General features: G+C 32.4%; 12 protein-coding genes. 11 read left to right on the top strand and 1 reads right to left on the bottom strand.

Features of this window, described 5'->3' with window-relative positions; translation table 11 throughout:
- Positions 1 to 74: 74 nt before the first annotated feature.
- Complete coding sequence (gene asnA, locus JNO63_RS08235) at positions 75 to 1,088, bottom strand: aspartate--ammonia ligase (RefSeq protein ID WP_203128461.1); 1,014 nt, start codon at positions 1,086 to 1,088, stop codon at positions 75 to 77.
- Positions 1,089 to 1,301: 213 nt separating this feature from the next.
- On the opposite strand from asnA, the gene JNO63_RS08230 reads away from it, so the two are divergent.
- The 11 genes from JNO63_RS08230 (at position 1,302) to murJ (ending at position 13,085) form a co-directional block, all read left to right on the top strand.
- Complete coding sequence (locus tag JNO63_RS08230) at positions 1,302 to 2,669, top strand: uracil-xanthine permease family protein (RefSeq protein ID WP_203128459.1); 1,368 nt, start codon at positions 1,302 to 1,304, stop codon at positions 2,667 to 2,669.
- Between the two features lie 138 nt (positions 2,670 to 2,807).
- On the top strand, positions 2,808 to 3,833 hold the full coding sequence (locus JNO63_RS08225) for a substrate-binding domain-containing protein (protein ID WP_203128457.1): 1,026 nt from the start codon (positions 2,808 to 2,810) through the stop codon (positions 3,831 to 3,833).
- Between the two features lie 4 nt (positions 3,834 to 3,837).
- Positions 3,838 to 4,698, top strand: a complete 861-nt coding sequence (pstC, locus tag JNO63_RS08220) for a phosphate ABC transporter permease subunit PstC (RefSeq protein ID WP_203128455.1) — start codon at positions 3,838 to 3,840, stop codon at positions 4,696 to 4,698.
- Between the two features lie 19 nt (positions 4,699 to 4,717).
- Positions 4,718 to 5,530, top strand: coding sequence for a phosphate ABC transporter permease PstA (pstA, locus tag JNO63_RS08215; protein ID WP_203128453.1), 813 nt, complete (start codon positions 4,718 to 4,720; stop codon positions 5,528 to 5,530).
- Between the two features lie 243 nt (positions 5,531 to 5,773).
- Complete coding sequence (pstB, locus tag JNO63_RS08210; protein ID WP_338014987.1) at positions 5,774 to 6,517, top strand: phosphate ABC transporter ATP-binding protein PstB; 744 nt, start codon at positions 5,774 to 5,776, stop codon at positions 6,515 to 6,517.
- Between the two features lie 3 nt (positions 6,518 to 6,520).
- Positions 6,521 to 7,138: a phosphate signaling complex PhoU family protein gene (locus JNO63_RS08205; RefSeq protein WP_203128451.1), complete on the top strand. Its 618-nt coding sequence runs from the start codon at positions 6,521 to 6,523 to the stop codon at positions 7,136 to 7,138.
- Between the two features lie 2 nt (positions 7,139 to 7,140).
- On the top strand, positions 7,141 to 7,800 hold the full coding sequence (locus tag JNO63_RS08200) for a response regulator transcription factor (RefSeq protein WP_203128449.1): 660 nt from the start codon (positions 7,141 to 7,143) through the stop codon (positions 7,798 to 7,800).
- A complete protein-coding gene (locus JNO63_RS08195) occupies positions 7,797 to 9,449 on the top strand; it encodes a sensor histidine kinase (protein WP_238390505.1) in 1,653 nt (550 codons plus the stop codon). The genes JNO63_RS08200 and JNO63_RS08195 overlap by 4 nt, the downstream gene beginning before the upstream one ends.
- Before the next feature lie 75 nt (positions 9,450 to 9,524).
- The gene (locus JNO63_RS08190; RefSeq protein ID WP_203128447.1) at positions 9,525 to 9,815 is read left to right on the top strand and encodes a hypothetical protein; all 291 of its coding nucleotides are present in this window, start codon (positions 9,525 to 9,527) and stop codon (positions 9,813 to 9,815) included.
- Positions 9,815 to 11,338 carry a 4Fe-4S dicluster domain-containing protein gene (locus JNO63_RS08185; RefSeq protein WP_203128445.1) on the top strand — a complete coding sequence of 508 codons (1,524 nt, stop codon included), beginning with the start codon at positions 9,815 to 9,817 and terminating at the stop codon, positions 11,336 to 11,338. The genes JNO63_RS08190 and JNO63_RS08185 overlap by 1 nt, the downstream gene beginning before the upstream one ends.
- A gap of 115 nt (positions 11,339 to 11,453) precedes the next feature.
- Entirely contained in the window at positions 11,454 to 13,085 is a 1,632-nt protein-coding gene (gene murJ / locus JNO63_RS08180) for a murein biosynthesis integral membrane protein MurJ (protein WP_203128443.1), read from the top strand.
- Positions 13,086 to 13,141: the final 56 nt, after the last annotated feature.

Here is a 13,141-nt window from a genome sequence, read left to right as displayed (position 1 = left end):
ACAGATATAAATCTATGCCTGATGTTAAGTCCAACTTTTTGGGGTCACCTTAAAAAAGTGAGATTTTTTAATTTCTATAATAATGTTACACCTTTATTTTCAAGGGCTTTTCTATAATCATCTGGCCAGTAAGAAACTTGCACTTCACCAATGTGAGCTTTTTGCAAGAAGAACATACAAATTCTTGATTGACCGATACCACCGCCAATAGTTTGAGGAAGCTTCCCATCTATTAGTAGTTTATGGTATTCGTATTTTAATCTGTCAAGATTATCTGATTGTTTTAATTGCTCATTTAATCTATCTGGATTTACACGGATGCCCATAGAAGATAACTCTAATTGGTCATCCAAAACTGGATTATAAACTATAAGATCTCCATTTAATAACCAGTCATCATAATCAGGAGCCCTATTATCGTGTTTTTCACCATTTGAAAGAGTAGTTCCAATTTGCATTAAAAATATTGCACCGTATTCTTTTACTGCAAGTCTTTCGCGTTCTGTACTATCTTCTACATCTGGATATTTATCAAGTAGCTCTTGACTAGTAATAAAGGTAATTTGATCTTTTAAAAGCTTGTGTCTTTGAGGAATAAGATTGCATAGATATTCATCTAAAGATTTTAAAGTGCGATAAATTACATTTACAACTCTTTTTAAGTATTCAACACTTCTCTCATCATCTTGCATAATAAACTCCCAGTCCCATTGATCGACATAAAATGAGTGGGTATTATCTGGTACTTCACAACGACGGATAGCATTCATGTCTGTGTATAGACCCTCATGCATTTTAAAATTGTAGTTTTTTAGAGCATAGCGTTTCCATTTTGCAAGAGAATGTACTATTTCTAGCTCTTCATTGTTTGCTTCTGGCACGTCAAATACAACTGGTCCCTCAAAACCATTTAGATTATCGTTTAGACCTGAGTCTGTTGATACAAAAAGTGGGGCAGAAACTCTTTTTAAATTTAAGTTATTTGCCAAATTGATTTGAAAATAATCTTTTATTTCTTTTATTAATAGTTGTGTAGCGTATAAATCTGGATCTGATGTGTACCCTTCTGGTACTAAAATATTGCTCATGTAAAACCTCTTCTTTATATATAATTCTTTATAATTATAATTTTTTAACATTTCTTGTCAAGGATAACGTTTTTAGCTAAAGTATTTTATGTAAATTTATAATTTTACCAATTAATTTAAAATATTTACTGCTAAATTGTTATAAAATAAAATCATCATTCATTTAGGATGTTATTTAGTCAGTTGTTTCATTTTTTATGTTAAGGAGAGATAATGGATAAAAATTATTCTAATTTATTTACTGTAGAGGGTTCAGTTAGTTTAAAGCAATCATTGCCTTTAGCCTTTGAGCATCTTATTGCTATGATTGCAGGATGTATTGCACCAACATTAATTTTTGCAGGTGCTGCTGGACTAGACTATGCAGATTCTATACTTTTAGTGCAAATGTCATTAATTGGATCTGCGCTTACTACCCTTTTGATTATTTTAGCACCTATGCATCTTATAGGTAATAAGCTGCCTATGATTTATGGAGTAAGTTTTTCTTATGTACCTACTATGATAGCTTTGGCTAATCAATTTGAAAGTCTGGGTGCAAAAAATATTGTAGCCATTGTTTTAGGAGCACAATTAATTGCAGCTATTTTTTCATTTATATTTGGATATGCTCTTAAATATGTACTGCCATATTTCCCACCACTTGTTGCTGGTACTGTTGTATTATCAATTGGACTTTCTTTATATCCAGTTGCTTTAAACTACATGGGTGGCGGTGGAGATTTAACTATGGCTGGTTGGGGCTCTTGGCAATATTGGTTTATTGCAGCTGTAACCCTTCTTGCAAATATAATATTTACACATTTTGGCAAGGGGATGTTTTCTCTAGCTTCAGTTTTACTTTCTATGATTGTTGGTTATATATTAGCGTATTTTATGGGTTATGTAGATTTAAGTCCGGTTTCAGAAGCTGGATGGTTTTCTGTAGCAACTCCAATGTATTTTGGTATCAGATTTGAACCATCAGCAATTGCTGCATTTATAATTATTTTCATAGTCACCTGTATTGAGGGAATAGGTGATATGAGCTCGACTACAATTGGAGGGATGGATAGACCTGCAAGTGATGATGAGCTACGAGGTGGCATAATGGGCTTTTCTTTAGCAAATATTATAGGTTCATTTATAGGGACCTTACCAACAGCAACATTTTCGCAAAATGCAGGAATTGTTTCTATTAATAAAGTAATAAATAAAAAAGTATTTATTACATCTTCAATTATGATTTTAATAGCAGGGCTCGTTCCTAAGTTCTCTTCATTATTACTTACAATCCCATTTCCAGTTATAGGCGGGGCAACAATTTCAGTTTTTGCTGCCATAACTATGAATGGTATAAGAATGATAACTAGTCAACCATTATCTATGAGAAATACTTATATAGTAGGTGTTTCTGTAGCAATTGGTTTTGGATTTACTCAAGTAGTTACTGCAGCTCATAATGCTGGAGTGGTATTTATGCCACAAAGCCTTGAAGTAGCAATAGGATCTTCACCTGTAGTCCTAACGACATTATTTGCATTTTTAATGAATATATTTATTCCTGAGAAAGATGAGGATAAGGCAAAATCAAATGTTTAAAATTTGTGTACTGGGTATATAGATAATGTAGGAGAGGCAGATTTTACATAAACTTTACAAATCTTTAAAATATTCTAAATAAAGTTTATGTAGAATGTACAAGAAAACAAATATATGAAAACTATAAGGAGATTTTTCATGACACTTAAAAATTCAAAAATTATTGCTGCAGCACTATCACTTGGATTAGTTCTAACAGCATGCGGTAACGATAACGCAAAAACAACTGAAGAAAAACCAGCTGATACAGCTCAAACTGAAACAGCTGATACAGCTGAAAAAACTGATGATGCAGCAAAAGATGATGCTGCAAAAGAAACAGAAACAGCTGACGATACAAAAGAAGAAAAAACAGAAGAAGCTGACACAGCTAACGCTGAAGACTATGACTTTACAGTAGTATCAAGAGAAGATGGTTCAGGTACAAGAGGAGCATTCATCGAACTTGTAGGACTTGAAGAAGAAAATGATGCTGGTGAAAAAGAAGATAAAACAACAGTTGACGCTGTAGTTCAAAACTCAACAAACGGAGTTATGACATCAGTAGCTCAAGATCCATCAGCTATCGGATACATCTCACTAGGTTCTCTAAATGATACAGTTAAGCCTGTAAAAGTAGAAGGCGTAGAAGCAACAGAAGAAAACATTGAATCAGGAGATTACAAAATCTCAAGACCATTCAACCTTGCATATAAAGAAGAAGGTTTAGATGATATTTCTAAAGACTTCTTAAAATTCGCTCTTTCAAAACAAGCTCAAGACATCGTTAAAGAAGAAGGATATGTACCTTTAAAAGATACAGAAGAATATACAGCTGCTGAAGGACTAAGCGGTTCAATCACAGTTGCAGGTTCTACATCTGTTACTCCATTAATGGAAAAATTCATCGAAGCTTACCAAGAATTAAACCCAGAAGTAACAATTGAACTTCAATCTAACGGTTCATCAGCTGGTATCGAAGCTGCAATCGATGGAGCAGCACAAATCGCTATGGCTTCAAGAGAACTTAAAGATGAAGAAAAAGATCAACTTAAACCAGAAGTTATCGCTACAGACGGAATCGCTGTTATTGTAAACAAAGACAGCAAAGTTGAAGACTTAACTGTAGATCAATTAAAACAAATATTCGCTGGTGAAATCAAAAACACTGGAGAACTAAACTAGAAAAATGAAGAATACTAAGGAAAGATTTGGAGAAATCTTATTCCTTATATCAGCAGCAATGTCCGTAGTACTTATTTTATTAATTATATTCTTTATCTTTAGATCGGGAATAAATTTCGTAAGTAAATACGGACTTGTTCCGTTTATAACGGGAGATAAATGGGCGCCTACAGCAAAACCAGCAAGTTTCGGAATCTTGCCTATGATTGTAGGCTCTCTTATTGTAACTGCAGTATCTACACTGATAGCCCTACCTTTTGGGCTAGCAGTGTCTATATTTATGGCTTACTATGCTGATAAAAGTTATAACTTTCTTAAATCATTAATAAACTTATTGGCAGCTATCCCTTCAGTTGTATATGGTTTCTTTGCCATGGTAGTTCTTGCACCAAGAATTGGTAAAATTTTCCATACTCAACAATACAATATGCTTACAGCATCTATATTACTTAGTATCATGATATTACCTACAATGGTTAATATCTCCGAAAACTCTCTTCGCCAAGTACCAAAAGTATTTTATACTGGATCTTTAGCACTTGGAGCTACAAAAGAAGAAACTATTCATCACGTTATGCTTCCTTACGCTAAAAGCGGTATCTTTTCTTCTATTATCCTTGCTATTGGTCGTGCTATTGGTGAAACTATGGCAGTTTACCTAGTAGTAGGTAACCAACCTAGAATGCCTCATAGTATTCTTAAAGGTGCGCGTACACTTACTACAAATATCGTTCTTGAAATGGGTTATGCATCAGGTATGCATAGAGAGTCACTTATAGCAACAGGAATGGTTTTATTCTTCTTTATTTTGATTATTAATATAATTTTCAATATTATAAGAGATAAAAGTGAATCGAAATATTAATTATTGACTAGGAGTATATATGACTACAGCTTATAAAATATTTGTATGGCTATTTACAGTGTTGGCATATGCTTTTGGTGGAATAATTATCCTTTACATCCTATTTCAAGGTATACCAAATATATCACCATCACTTTTTGAATGGAAATACACATCAACAAACGTTTCAATAATGCCGGCACTTATATCGACATTATTTACAATAATTTTAACCTTATTAATTACATTACCAATCGGAATTTTTACAGCAGTTTATTTGTCAAATTATGCTGAGAACAAATACTTTATAAAAGCAGTTAGGTTTGCAACAGAAATCCTATCATCAATCCCATCTATTGTATATGGTCTGTTTGGTTACTTATTTTTTGTAACAAATACAAACCTAGGTTTAGGTATGGGATACTCACTTATTGCAGGTTGTCTAACTGTGGCTATAATGATATTACCAACTATTATTAGAACTACTGAAGAAGCAATTCTTACAGTAAATCCACTCCAAGCCCATGCGTCACTAGCACTTGGAGCAACAAAAATACAAACTATATTTAAAGTTGTAATTCCAGAGGCTATGGATGGTATCCTTGGTGGTATATTCCTAGCAACAGGAAGAATTGTTGGTGAATCAGCAGCTTTAATTTATACAATGGGAACACAACCTTCTATTCCTAAAAACTTAGGAAACTCAGCAAGAACCTTAGCTGTACACATGTATATGCTTTCATCAGAAGGTTTCCATGTAGAAGAAGCTTATGCGACAGCTGTTTTACTATTGATATTTGTTATACTCATTAACTGGATATCAGCAAAAATTACTAAAACCTTAGTTAACTAAGAGGAGAAATAAATGGATAAAAAAACATTTGAGTCTGCTGATAACAGCACGACAAATACAAATGAAAATCTATCTACTAATAAAAAAGTTGTAAACGAAGATGAAAAAACAACTGAAGTATCTAACGCTAAAGAAACTATTGATACTAATGAAAGTGAACAGATAGATTTTGACAATAGAGAGGGCTCTAGACAAGTCCATACTCTAGATCGTAAAAATAAATACTCAGATCTTGATACATCAATTTTAGTAAAAGACCTTGATTTATACTATGGAGATTTCCAAGCTCTTAAGGGAGTTAATATGGAGATAAAAAAAGGTCAAGTAACTGCATTTATCGGACCATCAGGTTGTGGTAAATCAACTACACTAAAATGCTTTAATAGAATGAATGACCTAGTAAAATCTTGTAAGATTGATGGTCTTATAGAAATAAATGGAAAAGATATTTATCAACCAGGTGTAGATGTAGTAAATTTACGTCGTAATGTAGGTATGGTTTTCCAAACACCAAACCCATTTTCAAAATCTGTTTATGATAACTTAACTTATGGACCAAAACTAGATGGCATCAAAGATAAAGATACATTAGATGAAATTGTTGAAACATCTTTAAAGCAAGCTGCTATTTGGGATGAAGTTAAAGATAAGCTTGATCAAAATGCACTATCATTTTCTGGTGGACAACAACAAAGAATTTGTATTGCAAGAACACTTTCTGTAAAACCAGAAATTATATTAATGGATGAGCCTACATCAGCGCTAGACCCTATTTTTACATCATCCATAGAAGATTTGATGGAAGATTTAAAAGAACAATACACAATCGTAATTGTAACTCACAACATGCAACAAGCTGCACGTATCTCAGATCAAACTGCATTCTTCCTAACAGGAGAAGTTATTGAAATGGATGATACAACTAAAATCTTTGAAGATCCTAGAGATAAAAGAACAGAAGATTACATTACAGGAAGGTTTGGTTAGATTATGAGAACTAGGTATAGACAAGATCTTGATTCTGTAAGAAATATGAGTAATGAGCTTATGGAACTTGTCATACTATGTTACGATAAGCTCGACTTATACTTAGAAAATCATAATAACAAAAATCTTGAAGAAGTCATAGAACTAAATGATGACATTAGACGTAATGCTGCAGATGTAGAAAGATTTTGCTTTGAGCTTTTAGCTTTACAACAACCAGTTGCAAAAGACTTAAGATTTTTACAAATGAGCATAAAACTTGCTTCAACTTACAAAAGAATAGCTAGCCATTTAGCTCAAGCATCAATGATTATGATTGAGTATTCACTAAATGATGAAGAAGTTGACTTCATAAAAAGATTCATATCAAATCAAAAACAAATGTCAACAGATAGTATAGAAGCTTTCATCCATAATGACAATGATTTGGGTCTAAAAACTATAGAAGATGATGAAGTAAATAATAAGTTATTTGAAGAAGCGGTAAACTATATTGCAGATTTAAACAAAAACAATAGCATAGGTGCTATTGAGCTTTCTGAAAAAGTTCTACTTTATAAATATTTTGAAAGACTAGGAGATCGTCTAGCAAGAGTTGGCGATCTAGCTACGAGGCTTTAAGAATGATATATGTAGTTGAAGATGATAAGTCTATAAGAAATCTAGTAGACTATGCTTTAACTGAAAAAGGATATGAAGTAGCCACCTTTGAAGATGGCTTAGATATTGTAGAGCTTATTAAAAATAGAGGCGGCCAGCTTTTAATACTAGACATAATGTTGCCTGAAAAAGACGGTATAGAAATACTTGAAGAAATAAGAGAGTTTTCTGATATCCCTGTAATATTACTTACAGCTAGAACTGATGAATTTGATAAGGTTTTAGGCCTAGAATCAGGAGCAGATGACTACATTACAAAACCATTTTCTATCCTTGAACTAATATCCAGGGTAAAAGCAGTTTTGAGAAGATCAGTTAAAAAAGATAGTGATCATATAAATTATGAAGACATCTCTATAAATACTAGAAAAAGAACTGTAAAAGTTTCAGGCCATCTCATCGATTTAACTTTTAAAGAATTTGAAATGCTACTATTATTTATGAATAATATCGGCAATGTAATAACTAGAGAAGACTTTCTTTTAAAAATTTGGGGTTATGATTACGAAGGAGAAACTAGGACAGTTGATGTTCATATAGCTTCCTTGCGCAATAAACTTCTTAACGAAGGAAAGCATATAAAAACCGTAAGAAACTTAGGATATAAGTTTGGAGAAATATGAAACAACTTGCAAGATACTCTATGAAAAGATTGGCAATGATACTTTTAATCCTATCTTTTCTAATCAGCAATGGTATTTCTTATAAAACAAGAGAAAAAGCTCAAAGTAATTTTGCTAAAAATGCTTTGAGCTTTCTTTTAATGGAAGAAAATAATGCTGATTTTTATAATACTTTAGAAAAATTTAATAACAGTCATAGGGATTTGTCAGTAGTTTACATAGGAAAAGATAGCAAAACTTTATTTAATCCCGATAGGATAAAGATAAAAAATTATAGCAAATTTAATTTTGCCAATGAAAGATATGATTCTCATACAAGTTTATATGAGTCTTTAACTAATCAAACAGTATATGGTCAAAAGGGCGAAAACATTTTATTAATTTCATATATTCATAATATTGGTTTTTATATCAATGTTTATCTATTGATATTACATATCTTATTAGCCCTTTTAATAAAGTATTTTATAGATAAATATGTATCTGATAAGCTGGATGATTATATCAAAGATATGTCATATAACAATTACGATATGATATTAAAAGATAGTCGCTATGAAGATATTAAATGGCCTCTAAAAACTTACGTAGATCAGATAAATACTTTAAGTTTAGAATCGGAAGATTTAAAGTCGAGATTATCAGAGTTTACAAACATAACCAGTAATATGAAAGAAGGATTTATCCTTTTTGACGGAGATGGAAATGTAGAGCTTATTAATAATTCGGCTAAAAAATATTTAGCAGCGGATGAAAAATCGCATATCACAAATCTTATCGACGATAGAGAATACAATTTGGCTCTAAGAGAAGCGTCAATCTTAAAACGTAGCAAGATTTTAGATATAAAACTAAATGGATATTATCTAAGAATATTTATAGATCCATTATCAACCAGTACACAAAAAGCTTATGCTATGATAATCATCGATAATTCTGAAGATATGAAGTCAGAAAAGATGCGTCGAGAGTTTTCTGCAAATGTCACCCATGAATTAAAAAGCCCGCTTACTTCCATAAATGGATATGCAGAATTAATTGCAACTGGTATAGCCAAGGAAGATGATGTTAACAAATTTGCAGAAATAATTTATAAAGAGGGTAACAGGCTGTTAGATATAATAGATGATATCCTAAAAATATCTAGACTAGATGAAAATAACTTTGATAAGGACTTTATAGAAGTTGATATATCTGAAGTTGTAAATGCAACTATAGAAAAATATCTAAGACTTACTGATAATAAAAATATAAAAGTCATTAATAATATAAAGCCATATAAGATCAAGACTTCAAAATCCTTATTCTATGATCTAGTTTCAAATATTTATGAAAATGCTATTAAATATAATAAAGTTGGTGGAGATATTACAGTTTCTTATGAGTTAGGAGAAAATTCTTATTTCTTATCTATATCTGATAGTGGGATAGGAATTGCGCCAGCTGATACAAAAAGAATTTTTGAAAGATTTTATGTAGTTGATAAATCAAGAAAAAGAAATCAAAAATCAACTGGACTTGGATTATCCATTGTAAAACACATAATTAGCTACCTAGGATATGATATAAAAGTTGAGTCAAAACTTAACGAAGGAACTACATTTATTATTGAAATCCCACTGGGATTAGACAGAAAAGATAGTTTATAATTAGTGATAAATTTTTATCATTGCTTATAAACTATTTCTTTGTTATAATTTAAATATAACTACTAAGGAGGTAACATGAAAGTTGTTATTTGTTCGTGTGCAAGATGCACCGCAGCAGGCAATGAGTTTCTACTAGACTCAGTTGAAGAAGTAAAAGCTGATTTACTTAAAGCTTATTCTTTTGATAAAATCGACAGAAAACCAGAAATAGAAGTAGAGTTTACAAACATAATGGATGATATAGAAGATCCAGACAATAGCGCTCCACTAGCAAAAGTAGATGATACATATTTAGAAAAAGTTATGCCAGAAGAATTAATGGAGCATATCTTTAACGCACATACACCAAAAGAAGGGGCCAATTAATGAAAGAAACATACATAGACATATTAAACATAAGAAGAATGGCCTTTGAACATATAGCAAAAATTGCTTATGAAAATAGGCCAATCACAGATATAGGCCTTGAAGTATATGATATATTACCAGGCGAAGAAGCTCAATATAGAGAAAGTATCTTCTTAGATAGAGCAGTAATGGGTGAAAGACTAAGGATGGGAATAGGTCTTGATGCTAGAACTGCTGATAAAACTGATGCTATTACTGAGGGACTTGATAAGATGGATGTAAGCCACAGAATTTACAATCCACCACTAGTAAGTGTTATTAAAATTGCTTGCCAATCCTGTCCAGAAAATAAAGTTACAGTTACAGACCAATGTATGGCATGTATTGGCCATCCATGTGTAAATGTATGTCCTAAAAATGCAGTTACATATACAAGAGAAGGTTCTGTAATAGACCAAGATAAATGTATTAAATGTGGTAAGTGTGTTGAGGCTTGCCCTTACAATGCAATTACTCATCAAAAAAGACCATGTGCAGCTAGTTGTGGTGTAAATGCTATCCACTCTGATGAGCTAGGCCGTGCAGAAATTGATGCTGAAACTTGCGTAGCTTGTGGTAGATGTATTAGTACTTGTCCATTTGGGGCTATTTCTGATAAATCTGAGATTTACCAATTAGTAAAATCTATCCAATCAGAAAAGAAAACATATGCCATAGTAGCTCCATCATTTGTCGGACAATTTGGTCCAGATGTAAGCCCAGAGCAAACTAGAGAAGCTATTAAACAATTAGGATTTGATGAGGTTATCGAAGTTGGTCTCGGTGCAGACCTTACAACTATGAATGAGGCTCACGAGTATCTAGAAAAAGTTCCTACTGGAGAATTTCCATTTATGGGTACATCTTGCTGCTTCTCATGGAAGATGATGGTAAGAAAAAAATTCCCAGAAATCAATGATTATATCTCAGAATCATCTACACCAATGATTTATACAGGTTTGCAACTTAAGAAAAGAGATCCAAACTGTGAAATTACATTCATAGGACCATGCATATCTAAAAAACTAGAAGCATTAGAACCAGAAGTTGCAGAAGTAATTGATTTTGTAATTACTTATGAAGAACTACTTGGTATGTTCCTTGCAAAAGGCATCGAGCCATCAGAAATAGAAGTAGATGGTGTAATGATGGATGCTTCAGAAACAGGTAGAAACTATGCAAACGGCGGTGGAGTTGCGGAAGCAGTTGTAAGACGTGCAAAAGAAATAAAACCAGGTATAGAAGTTGACGTAGAAGCTGCAGAAGGACTTGCAAACTGCGTAAAACTTGCACAAATGGCAAAATTAGGCCGTATGGATGGTAAACTTATCGAGGGTATGGCTTGCCAAGGTGGATGCGTTGGAGGCCCTGGAGTAGTAATAGCAGATAAGAAAACTTCAAAAGCTGTAAAAGCATTTTCAAAAGCATCTGACTTTAAATCACCAGCTGATAATATCAATATCCCAGCAGAAGACAGACCAGATGATACAAAATTACAATAGCATATAAGCTTAAGAGAGATATGATTATCTCTCTTTTAATTTGCCTAAAAATAATAGTTGTATTTAATTTTTATTATAGATATAATAAATAGATGAAATAATAAGAGAGGTTATTATGGGTCAAACGACATTTATGCTTATGTTCATAACTATCATCTCAAAAGTCTTTGGATTTATTAGAGAAGCAGTTATGGCAAATTATATAGGGGCAGGTGAACTAAAATCCATCTATACAACTGCAAATACCCTTCCGGTAGTAGTAGCAAACTTTGTAGCAGTAGGTATAATTTCTGGTTTCATTCCCATTTATAATAGAGCGAAAAACGAAGAGGGTGAGGCTTCTGCAGAGAAGTTTACCTCAAATATATTTAATATCTTAATGGTATTTGCGACTGTTGCCCTAATATTTGGACTTATTTTTGCAAAACCATTTTCAAAAATACTTTCTCCAGACTTAGATGGCCACTGGCTAGATCTAGCTGCTGACTATACCAGAATAATGATGTTTGCAGTATATGCATACCTTTATTCAGCAGTATTTAGGGGCTATCTAAATATTAAGGGTGATTTCTTTAATCCAGCCATTACCGGTATTATAATGAATATTATAATTATTATATTTACCGTAGCTACTGGGAAAACAGGTAATGCTTATCTTTTAATAATAGGAGCTCTTTTGGGTAATATTTTGCAATATATATTGTTCCCAAGAGCAACTAAAAAGGCTGGATACCATCACGAAAAGGTTATTGATCTATCAAATAAATACGTAAGGCAGCTGATGATTATAGCTATACCAGTAATTGTATCATCGGCAGCTGGTGAGATTTCAATAATAGTAGATAACTCCATGGCTTCAGCATATTTTGGAAAGGCAGCTATTTCTAAACTATTTTATGCAAAAACAATGCTTACTCTAATTACTGGGGTAATCACAGTTTCGGTAACAACAGCTCTTTTCCCTAAGATTGCAGAATTAGGACAATCTGGCAAGATCAATGCCATGAAAAAATCTATTTCTTCATCAGTAGTTACAACATTATTATTAGTAGTACCAGCAACTATTGGTATGTCAGTGTTATCTCAGCCAATCATTGAGCTGGTTTTCCAAAGAAATGCATTTACGAAAGAAGATACTATAATCGTAGCAAGTTTATTATCATCCTATGCTCCATTTATCATTTTCCAATCTATATCGGATGTGGTAGATCGTGGATTTTATGCTGTGGGAGATTCCAAAACTCCTGTTATAATTGTAGTTATACAACAAGTTATAAATGTAATATTCAATATGATTTTGGTTAACTTTTTTGGTATAAATGGTCTAGCACTTTCGACAGTTGTATCCACTATTGTAGGATCAGCGCTTATGATTTATAAATTTAGGGAAAACTTTGGGTCATTTAATTTTAAAACTGCCCTTATTTCTATAATAAAAATTACAATTGCAACAGCCCTAATGGCACTTACAGCAAGCGGAATTTATAATGCAATTGCTGGCAAATTACCACATATACTTGCAATATTTATAGCAATTATCTTTGCAGCTCTTGTATATGGATTTTTAATTTTAATAGCCAGAATCCCAGAAGTAATGAACTTAGTAAATATTATCTATCATAAGGTCTTTAAGAAAAGAAAGGCACAAAAACATATTCAAACACCAAATCAAAAAGGCGATACGCTTGGTGAGTTTAATAGAAGAAAAAATTCATCAAGAAGGTCAAGGACAAAAAATAAGCAGTAGGTAAAAATGAGCTGAACCCCAAAATCCGGAATATGGATTGAGGGGTTTTTTTCATG

The organism is Anaerococcus sp. mt242, assembly GCF_016798225.1.
Lineage (GTDB): Bacteria > Bacillota > Clostridia > Tissierellales > Peptoniphilaceae > Anaerococcus.
The sequence above is the reverse complement of the archived record's forward strand: the minus strand, read 5'-3'. Positions and strand labels throughout refer to the sequence as shown.

Coding starts and splice junctions, on each gene's coding strand:
- murJ (WP_203128443.1), top strand. CDS start 11,454: ATGGGTCAAACGACATTTATGCTTATGTTCATAACTATCATCTCAAAA.
- JNO63_RS08200 (WP_203128449.1), top strand. CDS start 7,141: ATGATATATGTAGTTGAAGATGATAAGTCTATAAGAAATCTAGTAGAC.
- asnA (WP_203128461.1), bottom strand. CDS start 1,088: ATGAGCAATATTTTAGTACCAGAAGGGTACACATCAGATCCAGATTTA.
- JNO63_RS08195 (WP_238390505.1), top strand. CDS start 7,797: ATGAAACAACTTGCAAGATACTCTATGAAAAGATTGGCAATGATACTT.
- pstC (WP_203128455.1), top strand. CDS start 3,838: ATGAAGAATACTAAGGAAAGATTTGGAGAAATCTTATTCCTTATATCA.
- JNO63_RS08185 (WP_203128445.1), top strand. CDS start 9,815: ATGAAAGAAACATACATAGACATATTAAACATAAGAAGAATGGCCTTT.
- JNO63_RS08225 (WP_203128457.1), top strand. CDS start 2,808: ATGACACTTAAAAATTCAAAAATTATTGCTGCAGCACTATCACTTGGA.
- JNO63_RS08190 (WP_203128447.1), top strand. CDS start 9,525: ATGAAAGTTGTTATTTGTTCGTGTGCAAGATGCACCGCAGCAGGCAAT.
- JNO63_RS08230 (WP_203128459.1), top strand. CDS start 1,302: ATGGATAAAAATTATTCTAATTTATTTACTGTAGAGGGTTCAGTTAGT.
- JNO63_RS08205 (WP_203128451.1), top strand. CDS start 6,521: ATGAGAACTAGGTATAGACAAGATCTTGATTCTGTAAGAAATATGAGT.
- pstA (WP_203128453.1), top strand. CDS start 4,718: ATGACTACAGCTTATAAAATATTTGTATGGCTATTTACAGTGTTGGCA.